The following is a 20,743-nucleotide window of genomic DNA, read 5'->3' as shown; positions in this document are numbered from 1 at the left end:
GGCGGTGATGCGACTGATCGTTATCGGTAATGGGATGGCCGCAACACGGCTGATTGCCTCGCTGACCGAGCGTGCGCCCGGTCGCTTCACGATCACCGTGTTTGGCGAGGAGTCGGAACACGCTTACAACCGCATCATGCTCTCGCCGGTACTGGGCGGGGAAAAACAGGCGCAGCAGATCCGCCTGCAGGATGACGCCTGGTATCACGCACGGGGTGTGACGGTACGACGGGGCGAAAAGGTGCTCTCCGTGGATGTTGAGAAACGCGAGGTCCATACCACAGCAACCACGCTGGCCTGGGACGAACTGGTCTTTGCCACCGGGTCGACGCCTTTTGTGCCCCCCATTCCGGGCGGTGACGCTCCGCATGTCTTCACCTTTCGTACGCTGGCCGATATCCGCGCGATTCAGGAGAACCCGGGGCCAGCTGTAGTGCTGGGCGGTGGGGTGCTCGGCGTCGAGGTCGCTGCGGCACTGGCCCGGTCTTGTGACAATGTCACGCTGGTGCATCGTGGTGCCTGGCTGATGGAACAGCAGCTCGATCGGCAGGCAGGCGTTCTGCTTGAAGAGGCGCTGGCGGAGCGCGGCGTTCGCTGCGAACTGTCATCGGGAATGACCGCCATTGCGGCGGATACCGTGACGTTACACAACGGACGCAAGATTAACGCCTCTCGCGTGGTGCTGGCGACCGGCGTGCAGCCCAATGTCGCACTGGCAAAAGCCAGCGGCATTCACTGTGTCCGCGGCATTGTGGTTAACCACCAGATGCAGACCTCAGTCCCGGCGATCAGCGCCATTGGTGAGTGCTGTGAAATCGACGGCCAGACGTTCGGCCTGGTCGCACCTTGCCTGGCGCAGGCGGATATCCTCGCCGCCCGGCTGGCTGGGGAGGCTAGCACGCCATTTGCCCTGACCGACAGCGGCATGCGCCTCAAAGTGCCCGGTGTGGAGCTGTTCAGCGCCGGGCGGGCAGAGGTTCTGCCGGACGATGTGGTCTGGAGCGCCTGGGATCCGCTGACCCGTCACTATCGCCGTTTGTTACTGCATCGCGGTGCGCTTGCTGGCGTGCTGCTGATGGGGGATTGCCGCAACGCGGCAACATTCACCGATTTACTGGCAACGGCTGCGCCCGCCCACGCGGACTGGCTGTTCAATCGATTCACTACGCAACCGCAGGTTGCAGGACAAAACGCTATGACAAAACCTACGCTGGTGGTGGTTGGACACGGTATGGTCGGCCATCATTTTCTCGAAGACTGTGTGAAGCGCAATTTGCACCGGCAGTACCAGATTATCGTTTTTGGCGAAGAGCGCTATGCCGCCTACGATCGTGTGCATTTGTCAGAGTATTTTGGCGGACGAAGCGCAGAATCGCTCTCGCTGGTGGACGGTGATTTCTTTGCTGAACACGGCATTGAGCTTCGCCTCTCGCAGCAAATTGTGAGTTTCGATCGCGACGCACACGTCGTGCGTACCGCCAGTGGGCATGAAACCCACTGGGACAAACTGGTGCTGGCGACCGGCTCGTACCCGTTTGTGCCTCCGGTACCGGGCAGCACGCTGCCGGGCTGCTTTGTTTACCGTACGCTGGACGACCTGGATAACATCGCCGCGCAGGCAAAGCAATCCCGTCGCGGGGTGGTCATTGGCGGTGGCCTGCTGGGACTGGAAGCCGCGAATGCCCTGAAACAGCTGGGCCTGGAAACGCACGTCGTGGAGTTTGCGCCACACCTGATGGCGGTACAACTCGACAACGACGGCGCGGCCATGCTGCGCAAAAAGATCGAAGCGCTTGGCGTGGGCGTTCACACCAGCAAAGCCACCACCGACATCGTCTCTGCGAACGGCGGGCTGGTGATGCGCTTTGCGGACGGCGAACAGCTGGAAACTGACATCGTGGTCTTCTCTGCAGGTATTCGCCCGCAGGATGCACTGGGGCGCAGCAGTGGCCTGGTGACCGGAGAGCGCGGCGGGATTTGCATTGATAACCAGTGCCAGACGTCCGATAAAGACGTGTTCGCTATCGGCGAATGTGCGCTGTGGGAGGGTAAAATTTTTGGCCTGGTCGCCCCGGGTTATCAGATGGCGCGGGTGGCATCGGCCACGCTGGCGGGAGAGGCGAGCGCCTTTACCGGGGCTGACATGAGCACCAAACTGAAGCTGCTGGGGGTAGATGTGGCCTCGTTTGGCGATGCCCATGGAAGAACACCCGGCGCGCTTAGCTATCAATGGACGCATGGTCCGCAGCAAATCTATAAAAAGATCGTGGTCAGTGAGGACAATAAAACCCTGTTGGGCGGCGTACTGGTGGGGGATGCCAGCGAATATGCGACCCTGGTGCAGATGATGCTCAACGGCATAGCGTTGCCCAAAGAGCCTGAAACACTAATTTTACCTTCCTTCGCCGGGAGCGCGCCAAAAGCCCTCGGCGTGGCGGCACTGCCTGACAGTGCGCAGATCTGCTCCTGCCATAACGTCAGCAAAGGTGATATCTGTCAGGCGGTAAGTGCCGGTGCCGCGGATATTGGAGCCATAAAACAGTGCACCAAAGCCGCGACCGGTTGCGGAGGATGCAGCGCGCTGGTGAAACAGGTGATGGAGTACCAGCTTGCAGAGCAGGGCGTGGAGGTGAAAAAGGACATCTGCGAACACTTCCCGTGGTCGCGTCAGGAAATCTATCACCTGGTGCGCGTCAATCATATTCGTACCTTTGACCAGCTTATCAGCCGTTACGGGCAGGGGCACGGTTGCGAAATCTGTAAACCGCTGGTGGGATCAGTGCTCGCCTCCTGCTGGAATGAGTACCTGCTGAAACCGGCACATCTGCCGCTGCAGGACACCAACGACCGTTATTTTGCCAATATTCAGAAAGACGGGACGTACTCCATCGTGCCCCGGATGCCTGCAGGGGAAGTGTCGGCCGACGGCTTGATAGCTATCGGCCAGATTGCCAAACGCTACCAGCTGTACAGCAAAATCACGGGCGGACAGCGTATCGACCTCTTTGGCGCCACGCTCGACCAGCTGCCGGCGATCTGGCAGGCGCTGGTGGAGGCCGGATTTGAGACCGGTCACGCGTACGGTAAATCCCTGCGCACGGTGAAATCCTGCGTCGGGTCGACCTGGTGCCGCTATGGCGTGCAAGATTCCACGCGTCTCGCGGTCACGCTTGAGCACCGCTATAAAGGCTTACGCGCGCCGCACAAAATTAAAATGGCCGTGTCCGGTTGTACCCGTGAATGTGCGGAGGCTCAGAGCAAGGACGTGGGCGTCATTGCGACCGACAAAGGCTGGAACCTTTATCTCTGCGGTAACGGCGGCATGAAACCGCGCCATGCGGATCTCTTTGCCAGCGATCTGGATGACGAGACGCTGATCCGCACCGTCGACCGTTTCCTGATGTTCTACATCCGCACGGCGGATCGCCTGCAGCGTACCAGTACGTGGATGGACAATCTGGAAGGGGGGATCGACTACCTGCGCGAGGTGATTCTTCACGACAGCCTGGGCATTGCGCACGAGCTGGAACAGGAGATGGCCCGCGTGGTGGAAACCTACCAGTGTGAATGGCAGACCACGCTTAACGATCCGAGCCGCCTGGCGCTGTTCCGTACCGAAGTGAACCGTCAGCCGGTGGAAGAGAATAAACGCTGGCAAGCGGTCTGCGCTATCGATGAGATCCCTGAGCAGGCGGGGATCGGCGCCCGGCTGGGGCGAAAACCGATTGCGCTTTTCCGCTTTGGTCAATCTGTCTATGCCCTCGACGACCTCGAGCCGGGCAGCACAGCAAACGTGCTTTCACGCGGTATTCTCGGCGATGCTGCCGGCGAGCCGGTGGTCATCTCTCCGATCTATAAGCAGCGTATCCGTCTGCGCGACGGCTGTCAGGTCGATAACGGGGAACCTGCGGTGCGCGCCTGGCCGGTGAAAATAGAAAACGGTCAGGTGTGGGTCGGGAACGACGCGCAGATCTTGCGTGCGGAGGCGTCATGAATGAAACCCGAACGACGTGCCCTTACTGCGGGGTGGGCTGCGGCGTGATCGCAACGGTAGAGGGTGAGAAAGTTACCGTGCGCGGAGATGAACGCCATCCCGCCAGTTTTGGACGCCTGTGCGTTAAAGGCTCGGCATTAGGCGAAACGACCGGTCTGCAGGGGCGACTGCTGCACCCGGCGGTCGACGGGCAGGAGGTGGAATGGTCCCGGGCGCTGGCGGCGGCTGGTGAACGGCTGCAGACCATCATCGACACCTGGGGACCGCAGGCGGTGGCGTTTTACGCCTCCGGCCAGCTGCTGACCGAAGACTATTACGCCGCCAATAAGCTGATGAAAGGGTTTATCGGTGCGGCAAACATTGATACCAACTCGCGGCTCTGTATGTCGTCCGCGGTGACAGGCTACAAGCGCGCGTTTGGTGAAGATGTGGTGCCGTGCAGCTATGAGGATGTGGAAAACAGCGATCTGGTGGTGCTGGTCGGGTCGAATGCGGCATGGACCCATCCGGTGCTGTATCAGCGGCTGGTACAGGCGCGCCAGAACAACCCTGCGATGAAAGTTGTGGTCATCGACCCACGCAAAACGGCCACCTGTGATATCGCTGACCTGCATCTGGCACTTACGCCCGGCAGTGACGCCGGGCTGTTTGTCGGTTTACTCAATCTGATTCAGGGAACCGACGCGTGGCCCATCGCCCGGGTGGCTGAGTTTTGTGGCCTCTCAACCGAGGACGTGGGGACCTTCTACGACTGGTTTGTGACTGCGCCGCGGGCCATCACGCTCTACACCATGGGCATTAATCAGTCCTCAAGCGGCAGCGACAAGTGTAATGCCATCATCAACGTCCATCTGGCCAGCGGAAAATTCGCCCGTCAGGGCTGCGGACCGTTTTCGCTGACCGGGCAGCCTAACGCGATGGGGGGGCGGGAGGTGGGGGGGCTGGCGAACCAGCTTGTCGCTCACATGAATTTCGAGCCGGAGTCTCTTTCGCGGGTGGCGCGTTTCTGGGGTACGGAAAGACTGGCCCAGACGCCGGGCCTGATGGCGGTGGAGTTGTTTGATGCGATCGCCCGCGGCGAAGTAAAAGCGGTGTGGATCATGGGCACCAATCCTGCCGTCTCGCTGCCGGACAGCCACGCGGTGTGCCAGGCGCTGGAACATTGCCCGCTGGTGATTGTCTCCGAGGTGATGCAGGAGACCGACACCAGCCGCTATGCCCATATCCGCTTCCCGGTGCAGGCGTGGGGGGAGAAAGACGGTACGGTAACCAATTCCGAGCGGCGTATTTCGCGCCAGCGCGCCTTTCTGCCGACGCCGGGAGAGACCAAACCGGACTGGTGGGTCATCGCCCGGGTGGCACAGGCGCTGGGCTATGGTGAAGCCTTCGCCTGGGAACATCCGCAGCAAATTTTTTGTGAGCATGCAGCGCTCTCGGCCTTTGAAAATGACGGCGCGCGGGCGTTTAACCTTCATGAACTGGCGTCACTTACCCGTGAGGAATGGGACCGGCTTGAGCCTTATCAGTGGCCAGCGGGGGCCTTTGCGCGCCGGGAAATTGTGCCGGTAGAGCCTCAGCCACACGGTGCGGCAATAAACGCGCTATACCCGCTGATTCTCAATACCGGGCGTATCCGCGATCAGTGGCACACCATGACCCGGACGGGGTACGTCCCGAAACTGATGCAGCATAGTGCTGAGCCGTGTGTTGAGATCGGCGCCGCAGATGCCATGCGCTTCTCACTGTGCGACGGACAGCTGGCGCGCATCAGTTCTCCGCGTGGGGTGATGCTGGCAAAAGTGCGTATCACTGACGGGCAGCGAGAAGGTGAGCTGTTTGTGCCAATGCACTGGAATGCCCAGTTTGCCCGCCAGGGGAAGGTGAATGCGCTGGTGGAGGGGCGCTGTGACCCGCTGTCCGGTCAGCCCGAGAGTAAACAGACGGCCGTCAGGATTATGCCCTGGCAGCCGGGCTGGCAGGGTGAGCTTTATGCCCGTGAACTGCCGGAGCTTCCCCCCTCTGTCTGCTGGTGGCGTAAAGTCTCACGTCTGACGGTGGCGGGGGATAAGCCGTTGCTGGCGTGGGTTATGCAGTACGCCAGTGAACGGGGCTGGCAGCTGCAGGTCGCGCAGACCAGCGAGCGCAGCAGCGTGCTGGCCTGGCATGACGGACAATTGATGCTCGGGTTCTGGGAAGGCACTGCGTTACCGACACTGGCGCACGCGGTAATTGAAGCCGCGTTTCGTTCACCTCCCGTGACGCTTGCTGAGCGCCACGCGTTGTTGAATGGACAGGGAACCGGGGACAGTGTCGATCCGGGCCGGATCATCTGCAGCTGTTTCAGCGTGGGGGAAACCGTCATACGCGAGGCGATTGGGGGAGGGTGTGATTCCGTCGCGGCGCTGGGTGCCAGGCTGCGCTGCGGAACGAACTGCGGCTCCTGTGTGCCTGAACTAAAAACAATGTTTCAGGATATTCCGGAAAATTCCTCTTAAGGCTGCAAAACGTGAGGAATAACGGTAAGGTACCCGGTGTTCTCACGTAAGCATCGGGTATTTCTTACGACGTTAATGGCTGTTTCATCTCATCTTCGTTTGCTTGCTTTACTCCCCCTCATTCCGGTCGGAGCCGTTCACGGTGCGCCGAATTCCTTTGTGCAACAGGCACAGAACCCCTTTGATAACAACGGGGATAATCTGCCCGATCTCGGCATGGCGGCGCCCACGACCGAGGGCGAAAAACATCTGGCAGAAATGGCGAAAGCGTTTGGCGAAGCCAGTATGACCGATAACGGCCTGACGACAGGCGAGCAGGCGCGTCAGTTTGCCTTTGGCAAGGTGCGTGACGCGGTGAGCGGCGAAGTGAACCAGCATATTGAATCCTGGCTTTCGCCGTGGGGGAACGCCAGCGTGAACTTGCTGGTGGATGACGACGGCAAATTTAACGGCAGCAGCGGCAGCTGGTTTATTCCGTGGAACGATAACAATCGTTATCTGAGCTGGAGCCAGCTTGGCCTGACGCAGCAGACTGACGGTCTGGTGAGCAATGCCGGCATTGGGCAGCGCTGGGTTGCCGGAAAATGGTTGCTCGGCTACAACACCTTTTACGACAACCTGCTGGATGAAAACCTGCAGCGTGCCGGGTTAGGTGCGGAAGTGTGGGGTGAAAACCTGCGTCTGTCTGCGAACTATTATCAGCCCTTTGCCGGCTGGCGCGATCGCTCCGACATTCAGGAACAACGCATGGCCCGGGGGTACGACGTGACCGCTAAAGCGTGGTTGCCGTGGTTCCATCACCTGAATACCAGCGTCAGTTTTGAGCAATATTTTGGTGATAACGTTGACCTGTTCAACAGCGGTACCGGTTATCACAACCCGGTGGCGGTCAATCTGGGGCTGAATTATACCCCCGTTCCGCTGGTAACCCTCACCGCCGGGCATAAGCAAGGGGAGAGTGGGGTGAGCCAGAATAATCTTGGCCTCAAGCTCAACTACCGCTTTGGCGTGCCGCTGGTGAAGCAACTTTCTGCCAGTGAAGTCGCCGCCACCCGTTCTCTGCGCGGCAGTCGCTATGATTCGCCTGAGCGGGATAACCTGCCGGTGATGGAGTTCCGCCAGAGCAAAACGTTGTCCGTCTACCTGGCGACACCGCCGTGGGATCTTAAAGGGGGCGAAACCGTGATGCTTAAGCTGCAGATCCGCAGTAAGCACGGGATTCGCCAGCTGCACTGGCAGGGAGATACGCAGGCGCTGAGTCTGACATCGCCGGCCAACAATACCAGCGAAGACGGCTGGAGCGTGATTATGCCTGCCTGGGATGACAGTGAGGGCGCGAGCAACCGCTGGCGGCTTTCGGTGGTGGTCGAAGATAATGATGGCAAGCGCGTCTCGTCCAATGAGATCACGCTGGCTGTGGCGCAACCGCTTGTGGCATTACCCACCGACGATCCGCGCTGGAAGCTGCTGCCGGATGAGTAATGCTTAAAAAATACGTTCCTGGTGTACCCATACCGCGGCTTCAACCCGGGATTTTAACTTCATTTTCTTCAGCATATGTTTCACATGCACTTTGACCGTGCTTTCGGTGATATCCAGGCGACGCGCAATCATTTTATTCGGCAGGCCCTGGGCAATCAGCTTCAGAATATCGCGCTCACGCGGCGTTAACTGGCTGACATCGCGATCCGAGGTGGCGCGGTTTGCCCGCAGGCTGGCGGCCAGCACCGGCGTTAAGGCTTCGCTCAGTACCATCTCACCTGCGGCGGCCTGTTGCAGGGCCTTGAGCAGATCTTCCGGCTCCATATCTTTCAGCAGGTAGCCGTCCGCGCCACGCTTGAGCGCAGTCACCACATCCTCTTCATGGTTCGAGACGCTAAAGACCACTACGCGTCCGGAGAGCGATTTTTCCCGCAGCTTGTCGAGCGTTTCCAGACCGTTCATGCCCGGCATGTTGAGATCGAGCAGGATCAGATCGGGATCAAGCGATTCGGCAAGCTCAATGCCCTGTTCGCCATTGCTGGCTTCGCCAACGACGGTGATATCGGGTGCCATGCTGACCAGCTGTTTAACGCCAGTACGCAGCATCGGATGGTCGTCGATCAACAGGATGGATGCCGGTTCCTGATTAGTCATGGGTTTCTCCTTGAGCAGTTGTGAGCGGTTTTTCGGGAATAAAGGTGACCACGACTTCCGTGCCACCTGTCTCTCGCCGGCGAACCTGGCAATCACCGCGCAGGCTTTGGGCGCGGTCTCGCATGATAATTAAACCATAATGGTTAGTTCTTTCGGCATTTTCCGGCACGCCGCAGCCGTTGTCATGAACCGTGAGCCTGACCTGATTATCGTGCTGGCTGACGATAACAGTGACCGCCGTCGCGTCAGCGTGTTTGAGCACGTTGCTCAGGGCTTCACGGGCGATCTGCAGTAGATGAATCGCCTGATGGGAGGGGACAAACCGCGGCGGCAGCTGATAATCAAGCTTCACCGGGAACCCCAGTCGGGCGCTAAATTCATGGCAACTGGACTCCAGCGCGGGGCGCAGGCCAGGCTCGGTCAGCTGCAGGCGGAAGGTGGTTAATAGCTCGCGAAGCTGAATCCATGAGGTATTGAGTTCGTTGCGGATCTGGCTCAGCAGCTGTTTGTTGCTTTCCGGCATCTCCGCACCCTGCATCTGCAGACAGCTGACCTGCATTTTCATACAGGAGAGCGACTGGGCGATGGAGTCATGCAGTTCGCGCGCGATAGTCGCACGCTCTTCCATGACGATCAGCTGCTGTTGCTTTTCCTGATGGCGGTCGAGCGCCAGCGTAGCGGTCAGCTGCTCGACCAGCGTATCGACCAGCTGCTGCTGATCGTGGCTCAGATGCCGCCCGGCGGGCAACGTGGCCAGCAGGATACCGTACTGGGTATGGCTGTCCGTCAGTCGCCACTTCAGCGTCGTACCGCCGGAGGTCAGGGGCGGCAAGCCTCGCGGGCAAAGATGACAGCCTTTGTCATCGCAGGACATGTCGGACTGACAGGTAAATTCCTGATGATTATCTTCATCTTCAACATCGTAGACCCGCAGCTCCAGGTCATGCAGCAAGGTCAGATTTTGCAGGCCATTCAGCACCGGCGAGAGGCGTTCACATAACGGCACCTGCATATGCAGACGACGGTTGGCCTGCCACAGGAAGGAGAGGATTTCATTTTTCTGCTCCAGCCCTGCCGTTTTCTCCTGCACGCGTTTTTCCAGCACGGCGTAGCTTTCAGAGAGTTCTTCCGACATGGTATTGAGCGCCTGGCCCAGCATCGCCATTTCATTCCGCCCGCTGATATGCGTGCGCTGAGTAAAATCGCGTGCGGTTACCGCGCGGGCCATTGCCAGCAACTGTTTCCAGGGGTTCAACAGCCGGGCGCGCAGCCAGAGGATGGTGAAAATCAGCAGCAGCCCCATAAACAACGCCATGGCGCGATGAACCATCAGCACCCGGTCGATACGCAATTCGGTGGTCTGATCGAAAGAGGAGACCAGCGCGTCAATGCGCGACACAAAGCCCGCGACGTCCCGTGCCACGGTCTCAGTATTGCGCGCCTGTTTCAGACCAGGCTGAAGCTGGGTGTGCCAGTAGTTTTGCAGGGATTTAAGCTGTGATTCCTGCCCGTCACGGATGGCGGCGCGTTCCAGCTCCGGGCTGAACGCGGTACGCTCCATTTCGTCGATCAGAGGCTGATCGTCTTCCGTCAGCGGTACCGACGCCAGCAGGCGATAACTCTGCATGCGCAGAGAGCCTGCCTCGTTGATGGCATGCGCATTACCCTGTACGCCCTGTACCAGCCAGCCAGAAATCGCCATACCGGTCACACCGAGGGCGGTGGACAGCATAACGATCAGTGCCAACTGGTTAACCAGTGTTAGCGGAGATAAACATCTTTTTAACATAGAGTTGCCGGGCTCCTGACGTGGCCTGCTTGCAGGAATGGCGCTATTCTGGTGCATACCCAGGAGTATACCCATACCAATAAAGGATTACCCCTAAATTGCCAACGGAGTAAGCGGCAGGAGGAGGCAGTATCGGAGACGCTTCAGTGCCGTGAAAAACCACGTCTTTTTTACTGAAATAGCCTACTCACTAAGGATAAGGGCTTTTTTCGCGCTGTAAAACCTCCCACTTTTCCTTTGATTTATATCAACTTACCGCCGCCCTAAAACCCTAATGTTTGCAGCATCATTCGAGAATCAGAGGTGTCTATGAGTCACTCATCCGCTCCCGAAAGGGAAAATGGTGCCGTTATTACTGAATGGCGTCCAGAGGATCCGGCGTTCTGGCAACAGCGCGGCCATCGTATAGCGAGCCGGAATCTGTGGATTTCCGTTCCGTGTTTGCTGTTAGCGTTTTGCGTATGGATGTTGTTTAGTGCAGTGGCAGTCAATCTGCCAAAAGTGGGTTTTACCTTTACGACCGATCAGCTGTTTATGCTGACCGCGTTGCCATCGCTGTCCGGTGCGCTGCTGCGCGTCCCTTACGCGTTTATGGTGCCGGTGTTTGGCGGTCGTCGCTGGACGGCGTTCAGTACGGGCATCATGATTGTACCTTGCGTGTGGCTGGGTTTTGCGGTGCAGGATACCTCCACGCCTTTCAGCGTGTTCGTGATTATCTCCCTGCTGTGCGGTTTTGCTGGCGCTAACTTCGCCTCCAGTATGGCGAACATCAGCTTCTTCTTCCCGAAAGCGAAGCAGGGCGGTGCGCTGGGTATTAACGGCGGTCTGGGAAACATGGGCGTAAGCGTGATGCAGTTAATTGCACCGCTGGCAATCTCTGTCTCCATTTTTACAGCCTTTGGCGGCGGTGGCGTCGAGCAGGCGGATGGTTCTTCCCTGTACCTGCAGAATGCGGCGTGGATTTGGGTTCCGTTCCTGGTGGTCTTCACCCTGGCGGCATGGTTCTTTATGAACGATCTGTCGGCATCTAAGGCTTCGCTGAGCGAGCAGTTGCCGGTGCTGAAACGCGGCCACCTGTGGGTCATGGCGCTGCTTTATCTGGCAACCTTCGGGTCGTTTATCGGTTTCTCCGCAGGCTTTGCCATGCTGTCCAAAACACAGTTCCCGGAAGTGCAGATCCTGCAGTTTGCCTTCTTTGGTCCGTTCATCGGTGCCCTGGCACGTTCACTGGGCGGGATGGTGTCTGACCGTCTGGGCGGAACACGCGTGACGCTGGTGAACTTTGTGATCATGGCTGTTTTCTGTGCGCTTCTGTTCCTGACGCTGCCAGCCAATGGCCAGGGTGGCAACTTTACCGCCTTCTTCGGCGTGTTTATGGTGCTGTTCCTGACGGCCGGTCTGGGTAGCGCATCGACCTTCCAGATGATATCCGTTATCTTCCGCAAGCTGACGATGGATCGCGTTAAAGCGCAGGGCGGAAGCGAAGAGCAGGCCATGCGTGAAGCCGCGACGGATACGGCTGCTGCACTGGGCTTTATCTCTGCCATCGGCGCAATTGGCGGCTTCTTTATTCCGAAAGCGTTCGGTATCTCTCTGGACCTGACCGGCTCTCCGGCAGGGGCAATGAAAGTCTTCCTCGTTTTCTATATCGCCTGCGTAGTGATTACGTGGCTGGTATATGGCCGTAATACCAAGAAAAATAAGTAAGTGTGATTATCCGTTTGCGCGGCCTTCGGGCCGCGTTTTTTTTATCACTACAGTAGTTACAACATACTGATAGCGTTTGAAGAACAATGCCTGCGGGTAACACTGTGATCGCCATCGCTTTACAGGGCGGTCTACCCCTTAATACCTGAGATGTTAAATTTAGCCCTGCTTTTTGTACGATAAATTATAAATATCATTATAAATTAATGGCTTATAAAAATTAAAAATCTACCGCTTTGGTGGTATCCGATCTAATACCCCACCTGAAACTCCCTCTCCGCCTTGATCGTTATCAATTCTCGCCATCTATCAGAGCGTTACCTTCGCTGCAAATCAGCAATGTCGATTTAGAGAGCCACAGGCTCCACACAGGAGATACCCGATGAGCAAATTTTTGGACCGGTTTCGCTACTTCAAACAGAAGGGTGAAACTTTTGCCGATGGGCACGGCCAGGTTCTGGAGACCAACCGGGACTGGGAAGACGGTTACCGTCAGCGCTGGCAGCATGACAAAGTCGTCCGTTCGACCCACGGCGTGAACTGCACTGGCTCATGTAGCTGGAAGATTTTCGTTAAAAACGGCCTGGTGACATGGGAAATGCAGCAGACCGACTATCCGCGTACCCGTCCGGATATGCCAAACCACGAACCTCGTGGCTGCCCGCGTGGTGCAAGCTACTCCTGGTATCTGTACAGCGCCAACCGTCTGAAATACCCTCTGATGCGCAAACGCCTGATGAAAATGTGGCGTGAAGCGAAAGTGCTGCACAGCGATCCGGTTGATGCCTGGGCATCCATTATCGAAGATGCCGACAAAGCAAAAAGCTTTAAGCAGGCGCGCGGTCGCGGTGGCTTTGTTCGTTCTTCCTGGAAAGAGGTCAACGAACTGATTGCTGCCTCTAACGTTTATACCGTCAAAACCTACGGACCGGATCGCGTCGCGGGCTTCTCGCCTATCCCGGCAATGTCGATGGTCTCTTACGCCTCAGGTGCTCGTTATCTGTCGCTTATCGGCGGAACCTGTCTGAGCTTCTACGACTGGTACTGCGACCTGCCGCCAGCCTCTCCGCAGACCTGGGGCGAGCAGACCGACGTGCCGGAATCCGCTGACTGGTACAACTCCAGCTACATTATTGCCTGGGGCTCTAACGTTCCACAGACCCGTACGCCGGATGCCCACTTCTTCACGGAAGTGCGTTACAAAGGCACCAAAACCGTTGCGGTGACCCCGGACTACGCGGAAATTGCCAAGCTGTGCGACCTGTGGCTGGCACCTAAACAGGGTACCGACTCCGCGATGGCGCTGGCGATGGGCCACGTGATGCTGCGTGAGTTCCACCTCGATAAACCCAGCCAGTATTTTACTGACTATGTTCGTCGCTATACCGACATGCCGATGCTGGTCATGCTGGAAGAGCGTGATGGCTACTATGCAGCGGGCCGCACGCTGCGTGCCGCCGACCTGGTGGATGCGCTGGGTCAGGAAAACAATCCTGAGTGGAAAACGGTCGCTTATAACAATAACGGCGAGCTGGTGGCACCCAACGGCTCTATCGGTTTCCGCTGGGGCGAGAAGGGCAAGTGGAACCTCGAGCAGCGTAACGGTACCACCGGTGAAGAGACTGAACTGCGTCTGAGCATGTTGGGTAGCCAGGACGAAATTGCTGATGTGGGCTTCCCGTACTTCGGCGGCGAAGGGTCCGAGCATTTCAACAAAGTTGAGCTGCAGAACATCCTGATGCATAAACTGCCGGTCAAACGTCTGCAGCTGGCGGATGGGTCGACGGCGCTGGTGACCACCGTATATGACCTGACGCTGGCCAACTACGGCCTGGAGCGCGGCCTGAATGATGAAAACTGCGCAACCAGCTACGACGACATCAAAGCGTATACTCCGGCCTGGGCAGAGCAGATTACCGGCGTGCCGCGTGGACACATCACCCGTATCGCCCGTGAATTCGCTGAAAATGCTGACAAGACGCATGGCCGTTCAATGATCATTGTTGGTGCCGGTCTGAACCACTGGTATCACCTTGATATGAACTATCGTGGCCTGATCAACATGCTGATCTTCTGCGGTTGTGTGGGTCAAAGCGGCGGCGGCTGGGCGCACTATGTCGGCCAGGAAAAACTGCGTCCGCAGACGGGCTGGCAGCCACTGGCGTTTGCCCTCGACTGGCAGCGTCCGGCGCGTCATATGAACAGTACGTCTTACTTCTACAACCACTCCAGCCAGTGGCGCTACGAGACGGTAACGGCCCAGGAACTGCTGTCGCCAATGGCGGATAAATCCCGCTACAGCGGCCACCTGATCGACTTCAACGTCCGCGCAGAACGCATGGGCTGGCTGCCGTCTGCACCTCAGTTAGGAACTAACCCGCTGCGCATTGCCGACGAGGCGAAGAAAGCGGGCATGACCCCGGCGGATTACACCGTCAAGGCACTGAAAGACGGCACCATTCGCTTTGCGGCCGAGCAGCCTGAAAACGGCAAAAACCATCCGCGTAACCTGTTTATCTGGCGCTCTAACCTGCTGGGCTCCTCCGGTAAAGGCCACGAGTACATGCTGAAATATCTGCTGGGTACTGAAAACGGTATTCAGGGGAAAGATCTTGGCAAGCAGGGCGGCGTGAAACCAGAAGAAGTGGAGTGGAAAGACAACGGTCTGGACGGCAAGCTGGATCTGGTTGTGACGCTGGACTTCCGTCTATCCAGTACCTGCCTGTATTCCGATATCGTGCTGCCAACCGCCACCTGGTATGAAAAAGACGACATGAATACCTCGGATATGCATCCGTTTATTCATCCGCTGTCTGCAGCCGTTGACCCGGCGTGGGAATCCAAAAGCGACTGGGATATCTACAAAGATATCGCGAAGAAATTCTCCGAAGTGTGCGTAGGACATCTGGGCAAAGAGACCGATGTGGTGACCCTGCCGATTCAGCACGACTCTGCAGCCGAACTGGCGCAGCCGCTGGACGTGAAGGACTGGAAAAAAGGCGAGTGCGACCTGATCCCGGGTGTGACGGCGCCGCACATTATTCCCGTTGAACGTGACTACCCGGCAACGTACGAACGCTTTACCTCTATCGGCCCGCTGATGGAAAAAATCGGTAACGGGGGTAAAGGGATTGCGTGGAATACCCAGAGCGAAATGGACCTGCTGCGTAAGCTCAATTACACCAAAGCGGACGGCCCGGCCAAAGGCCAGCCAATGCTGAACACGGCCATTGATGCTGCAGAAATGATCCTGACTCTGGCACCGGAAACCAACGGTCACGTGGCGGTGAAAGCATGGGCGGCACTGAGTGAGTTTACCGGTCGCGATCATACCCATCTGGCGACGAATAAAGAGGAAGAGAAGATCCGCTTCCGCGATATTCAGGCTCAACCGCGCAAAATTATCTCCAGCCCGACCTGGTCTGGCCTGGAAGATGAACACGTCTCCTACAACGCTGGCTACACCAACGTTCACGAACTGATCCCATGGCGTACCCTGTCCGGTCGTCAGTCCCTGTATCAGGATCACCAGTGGATGCGCGACTTCGGTGAGAGCCTGCTGGTTTATCGTCCGCCAATCGATACCCGCTCCGTGAAAGCGGTAATGGGTACGAAATCGAACGGTAACCCGGAGAAGGCGCTGAACTTCCTGACGCCGCACCAGAAGTGGGGCATTCACTCCACCTACAGCGACAACCTGCTGATGCTGACGTTGTCCCGCGGTGGCCCGATTGTGTGGATGAGCGAGACGGACGCCAAAGATCTGGGCATTGAAGATAACGACTGGATCGAAGTGTTCAACAGCAACGGTGCGCTGACGGCGCGTGCGGTTGTCAGTCAGCGTGTCCCGGCCGGGATGACCATGATGTACCACGCGCAGGAACGTATCGTTAACCTGCCGGGTTCTGAAATCACCGAGCAGCGCGGCGGCATTCACAACTCCGTGACCCGTATTACGCCAAAACCGACGCACATGATCGGCGGCTATGCGCAGCTGGCCTACGGCTTTAACTACTACGGCACGGTAGGATCTAACCGCGATGAGTTCGTGGTGGTACGTAAGATGAAGAATATTAACTGGTTAGACGGCGAAGGTAATGACCAGGTACAGGAGAGCGTAAAATGAAAATTCGTTCACAAGTCGGCATGGTGCTGAATCTGGATAAATGCATCGGCTGTCATACCTGCTCAGTCACCTGTAAAAACGTCTGGACCAGCCGCGAAGGGATGGAGTACGCGTGGTTCAATAACGTGGAAAGTAAACCCGGCACAGGCTTCCCAACCGACTGGGAAAACCAGGAGAAATGGAAGGGCGGCTGGATCCGTAAAATCAACGGTAAACTGCAGCCGCGCATGGGTAACCGTGCGATGCTGCTCGGTAAAATCTTCGCCAACCCGCATCTACCGGGCATCGATGATTACTACGAGCCGTTTGATTACGACTACCAGAACCTGCACAACGCGCCGGAAAGCAAACATCAGCCGATCGCACGTCCACGCTCGCTCATTACCGGACAGCGTATGGATAAGATCACCAGCGGTCCAAACTGGGAAGAGATTCTGGGTGGCGAGTTCGAAAAACGCGCCAAAGACCAGAACTTCGAGAACATGCAGAAGGCGATGTACGGCCAGTTCGAAAACACCTTCATGATGTATCTGCCGCGTCTGTGCGAGCACTGCCTTAACCCGGCGTGCGTGGCGACCTGTCCGAGCGGAGCCATCTATAAGCGTGAAGAAGATGGCATTGTGCTGATCGACCAGGACAAGTGCCGCGGCTGGCGTATGTGTATTACCGGTTGCCCGTACAAAAAAATCTACTTCAACTGGAAGAGCGGCAAGTCTGAGAAGTGCATCTTCTGCTATCCGCGTATTGAAGCCGGTATGCCAACCGTCTGCTCTGAGAGCTGCGTGGGCCGTATTCGTTACCTCGGCGTGCTGCTGTACGACGCGGACGCGATTGAAAATGCAGCCAGCACCGAGAACGAGAAAGATCTCTATCAGCGTCAGCTGGACGTTTTCCTTGATCCTAACGATCCGAAAGTGATTGAGCAGGCGCTGAAAGACGGCGTTCCGCAGAGCGTGATTGACGCGGCGCAGCAGTCTCCGGTGTACAAAATGGCGATGGACTGGAAGCTGGCGCTGCCGCTGCATCCGGAATACCGCACGCTGCCGATGGTCTGGTACGTGCCGCCGCTGTCTCCGATCCAGTCTGCTGCGGATGCAGGTGAACTCGGCAGCAACGGCATTCTGCCAGACGTGGAAAGCCTGCGTATCCCGGTTCAGTATCTGGCAAACCTGTTAACCGCAGGGGATACCCAGCCGGTCCTGCTGGCGCTGAAACGTATGCTGGCGATGCGCCACTTCAAACGCGCTGAAACCGTTGACGGTGTTAACGATACCCGTGCACTGGAAGCGGTAGGTCTGACCGAAGCCCAGGCGCAGGAGATGTACCGTTACCTGGCGATTGCCAATTACGAAGACCGTTTCGTGGTGCCGAGCAGCCACCGTGAACTGGCTCGCGAAGCCTTCCCGGAGAAAAATGGCTGTGGCTTTACCTTTGGCGACGGTTGCCACGGTTCAGACACGAAATTCAATCTCTTCAACAGCCGCCGCATTGATGCCCTGGATGTGACGAGCAAAACGGAGCCGCACCAATGATTGAACTTGTCATTGTTTCGCGTCTGCTCGAGTACCCGGATGCTGCGCTTGCGCAGCATCAGCAGGAGCTCTTTGATGCACTCGCGTCATCTGAAAATCTTGAGAAAGAGGATGCCCAGACACTGGCCGTTTTCCTCCGGGACCTGTTAGCGCGCGATTTACTGGATGCGCAGGCGGATTACAGCCAACTGTTTGACCGCGGACGCGCGACGTCGCTGCTGCTGTTCGAACATGTTCACGGTGAGTCACGTGACCGCGGTCAGGCGATGGTTGACCTGATGGGACAGTACGAGCAACACGGCCTGCAGCTCGACAGCCGCGAGCTGCCGGACCACCTGCCGCTCTACCTTGAGTATCTGGCGCAGTTGCCTAAAGAGGAGGCGCTGGGGGGGCTGCAGGACATCGCGCCGATCCTGGCGTTGCTCGGCGCACGACTTCAGCAGCGCGAGAGCCGTTACGCGGTGCTGTTCGACCTGCTGGTGAAACTGGCCAACGCATCGGTCGACAGTGAAAAAGTTGCGGAGAAGATCGCCGATGAAGCCCGCGATGATACGCCACAGGCGCTGGATGCGGTCTGGGAGGAAGAGCAGGTGAAATTCATGGCTGACCAGAACTGCGGTGAGTCTGAAATCTCTGCTCACCAACGTCGTTTTGCCGGAGCCGTTGCCCCGCAATATTTGAATATCTCTAACGGAGGACAGCAATAATGCACTTCCTGAATATGTTCTTCTTTGACATTTACCCATATATCGCGGGCACCGTGTTCCTGGTGGGAAGCTGGCTGCGTTATGACTACGGCCAGTACACCTGGCGTGCTGCCTCCAGCCAGATGCTCGATCGCAAAGGGATGAACCTGGCTTCTAACCTGTTCCACATCGGGATCCTGGGGATTTTTGCGGGTCACTTCCTCGGAATGCTGACGCCGCACTGGATGTATGAGTCATTCCTGCCGATTGAGGTGAAGCAGAAAATGGCGATGATTGCCGGCGGTGCCTGCGGCGTGATGACGCTGGTGGGCGGTTTACTGCTGCTCAAACGCCGTCTGTTCAGCCCGCGCGTTCGCGCGACCACCACCGGCGCGGACATTTTGATTTTGTCCCTGCTGATGGTGCAGTGTGCGCTGGGTCTGCTGACCATTCCGTTCTCGGCTCAGCATATGGATGGCAGCGAAATGATGAAGCTGGTCGGCTGGGCACAGTCTGTGGTGACTTTCCACGGTGGTGCGTCTGAGCACCTTGACGGTGTGGCGTTTATCTTCCGCGTGCACCTGGTGCTCGGGATGACGCTGTTTGTGCTGTTCCCGTTCTCTCGTCTGGTGCATATCTGGAGCGCACCGGTGGAGTATCTGACGCGCAAATATCAGATTGTTCGCGCCCGTCGCTAATGTGCTGATTTGATCCTAACCCCGCACTCGCGGGGTTTTTTCTCGCCCCAGCCCAGGTTATTACCTGCCGCCGCAAACAGTATCAATGCACCCCCTGCCAGTTGCGTGATATTCAGCGAGTGTCCGAACACCACGTTATCGACAATTATGGCCACCACGGGATAGATAAAAGACAGAGAACCGGTAACGGGCGTCGGGAGCTTCTGGATCGCGCTATACAGCAACTGATACATGATCCCGGTGTGGACGACACCTAACGTCAGTAAAATCGGCCATGGGAAATCAGCTGAAAATGCCGGCTGGTGGGCGAAGGGCAACAGCATGACCACGCCGGTCAGTACCTGAATAAAGGCGATATGCTGGGGCGCAACTGATTTAAGTCTGCGGGCGATTATGGCTGTCAGTGCGTAGAAGAAAGCGGCCCCCATCGCCAGACCGATTCCTGCGAGCCAGCCTTTGCCCTGTGCGCCATTCAGCTCACTGGAGAGCAGGATGACCACGCCGCCAAAGGCGAGAACGAGCCAACCCCATTTCACCAGGCTCACGCGTTCACCTAAAAACATCCCCATCAACACCAGCATAAACGGCTGAGTGTTATAAACCACGGTAGAAAGGCCGATTGAAATACGTTCATAAGCCGCGAACAGCAGCAACCAGTTAACTACTAACGCAACACCGCCCAGAATTGCCAGCAACAGTGTGACACGGGTGAGCGGACTAAATGGTTTTCGACTTATTCGGATGAAAATAAAAAGGGCCATCGCCCCGATCAGGCATCGCCAGAAAACCACTTCCGTCACCGGCAGGCCGGAAAGCAGAACAAACGCGCCAATCGAGCCGGAAATTAACATTGCCAGGCTCATCTGCCAGACGCCTTTTTGCACATCACCCATTATTCACCTCCTGATTAATGACGATATTGTCGAATACCGCTGTCGGGAATAACATGGCTGATATAAGGTGAAAGACAGTAATGACTTTTTTAAATTAGGTAAAAACGATGGAAAACCTTCTCGATGACATCGATCGCCAAATCCTGGCCTGTCTGGTTGAGGATGCGCGCATGTCGCTAAAGGTACTCAGCGGACGTATTGGACTGACATCTCCCAGTACAGCAGAGCGTCTGAAAAGACTGGAAGAGCGCGGGGTGGTTGAAGGGTATGGCGCGCGCGTCAATCTGACGGCGTTGGGGTATACGTTGCAGGCGCTGGTGCGGGTTCGTCCTTTACCGGGGTTGCTGCAAAAGGTAGATAAGTACATTCAGGCCATGCCGGAATGTATTGAGAGCGATAAAGTCACCGGTGAAGACTGCTTTGTTATCAGGCTGGTCGTGCGGTCGATTGAGCAACTGGATGCGTTGCTTGATGGTCTGGCGGAACATGCTCAGTGTAATACGTCGATCGTGAAAAGTTCACCGGTGAAGCGTCGGTTGCCTCCAATGTGATCGTCTGTTGCTATGCATGACACATCGTTTGAAATACATCACTGGATTGGCTTTGAGATGATGGTGGTGGGGGAAGGATTCGAACCTTCGAAGTCGATGACGGCAGATTTACAGTCTGCTCCCTTTGGCCGCTCGG

At 57.2% G+C, this 20,743-nt stretch carries 12 protein-coding genes; 9 read left to right on the top strand and 3 right to left on the bottom strand.

The genetic code is table 11. From position 1 onward, the window contains the following. Positions 1-7 precede the first annotated feature (7 nt). From nirB to QMG44_RS22870, 3 genes are all read left to right on the top strand, one after another. Positions 8-3,994, top strand: coding sequence for a nitrite reductase large subunit NirB (gene nirB, locus QMG44_RS22880; RefSeq protein ID WP_086532410.1), 3,987 nt, complete (start codon positions 8-10; stop codon positions 3,992-3,994). Beyond that, a complete protein-coding gene (locus QMG44_RS22875) occupies positions 3,991-6,489 on the top strand; it encodes a nitrate reductase (RefSeq protein ID WP_086532411.1) in 2,499 nt (832 codons plus the stop codon). Before nirB ends, QMG44_RS22875 begins: the two co-directional genes overlap by 4 nt. Positions 6,490-6,564: 75 nt before the next feature. Beyond that, positions 6,565-7,971 carry a YchO/YchP family invasin gene (locus QMG44_RS22870; protein ID WP_032669735.1) on the top strand — a complete coding sequence of 469 codons (1,407 nt, stop codon included), beginning with the start codon at positions 6,565-6,567 and terminating at the stop codon, positions 7,969-7,971. A gap of 3 nt (positions 7,972-7,974) precedes the next feature. Here the strand turns inward: QMG44_RS22870 and narL are convergent, their stop codons facing one another. Continuing rightward, the gene (narL, locus tag QMG44_RS22865) at positions 7,975-8,625 is read right to left on the bottom strand and encodes a two-component system response regulator NarL (RefSeq protein WP_003856701.1); all 651 of its coding nucleotides are present in this window, start codon (positions 8,623-8,625) and stop codon (positions 7,975-7,977) included. Then, the gene (gene narX / locus QMG44_RS22860) at positions 8,618-10,414 is read right to left on the bottom strand and encodes a nitrate/nitrite two-component system sensor histidine kinase NarX (RefSeq protein ID WP_086532412.1); all 1,797 of its coding nucleotides are present in this window, start codon (positions 10,412-10,414) and stop codon (positions 8,618-8,620) included. Before narX ends, narL begins: the two co-directional genes overlap by 8 nt. Positions 10,415-10,723: 309 nt before the next feature. Between narX and QMG44_RS22855 the strand changes: the two genes are divergently transcribed. The 5 genes from QMG44_RS22855 to narI all read left to right on the top strand — a co-directional run bounded on the left by QMG44_RS22855 (position 10,724) and on the right by narI (position 19,163). Then, positions 10,724-12,121 carry a NarK family nitrate/nitrite MFS transporter gene (locus tag QMG44_RS22855; protein ID WP_086532413.1) on the top strand — a complete coding sequence of 466 codons (1,398 nt, stop codon included), beginning with the start codon at positions 10,724-10,726 and terminating at the stop codon, positions 12,119-12,121. A 382-nt stretch (positions 12,122-12,503) separates the two neighbouring features. Continuing rightward, entirely contained in the window at positions 12,504-16,247 is a 3,744-nt protein-coding gene (locus tag QMG44_RS22850; RefSeq protein WP_041162693.1) for a nitrate reductase subunit alpha, read from the top strand. Continuing rightward, entirely contained in the window at positions 16,244-17,779 is a 1,536-nt protein-coding gene (narH, locus tag QMG44_RS22845; protein WP_014170471.1) for a nitrate reductase subunit beta, read from the top strand. The genes QMG44_RS22850 and narH overlap by 4 nt, the downstream gene beginning before the upstream one ends. Further along, a complete protein-coding gene (gene narJ, locus QMG44_RS22840; RefSeq protein WP_040017698.1) occupies positions 17,776-18,486 on the top strand; it encodes a nitrate reductase molybdenum cofactor assembly chaperone in 711 nt (236 codons plus the stop codon). The genes narH and narJ overlap by 4 nt, the downstream gene beginning before the upstream one ends. Next, entirely contained in the window at positions 18,486-19,163 is a 678-nt protein-coding gene (narI, locus tag QMG44_RS22835; protein ID WP_014170469.1) for a respiratory nitrate reductase subunit gamma, read from the top strand. The genes narJ and narI overlap by 1 nt, the downstream gene beginning before the upstream one ends. On the opposite strand, the gene QMG44_RS22830 is transcribed toward narI, so the two are convergent. After that, positions 19,160-20,056, bottom strand: a complete 897-nt coding sequence (locus QMG44_RS22830; protein ID WP_086532414.1) for a DMT family transporter — start codon at positions 20,054-20,056, stop codon at positions 19,160-19,162. The genes narI and QMG44_RS22830 overlap by 4 nt on opposite strands. A gap of 107 nt (positions 20,057-20,163) precedes the next feature. Here QMG44_RS22830 and QMG44_RS22825 point away from each other — a divergent pair, with 107 nt between their 5' ends. Further along, the gene (locus tag QMG44_RS22825; protein WP_020882377.1) at positions 20,164-20,607 is read left to right on the top strand and encodes an Lrp/AsnC family transcriptional regulator; all 444 of its coding nucleotides are present in this window, start codon (positions 20,164-20,166) and stop codon (positions 20,605-20,607) included. Positions 20,608-20,743 lie beyond the last annotated feature (136 nt).

The sequence above is a fragment of the Enterobacter sp. 200527-13 genome, from assembly GCF_027924865.1.
Classification (GTDB): domain Bacteria; phylum Pseudomonadota; class Gammaproteobacteria; order Enterobacterales; family Enterobacteriaceae; genus Enterobacter; species Enterobacter ludwigii.
Note: the sequence above shows the minus strand (reverse complement) of the source record. Positions and strands in the feature narration are given on the sequence as shown.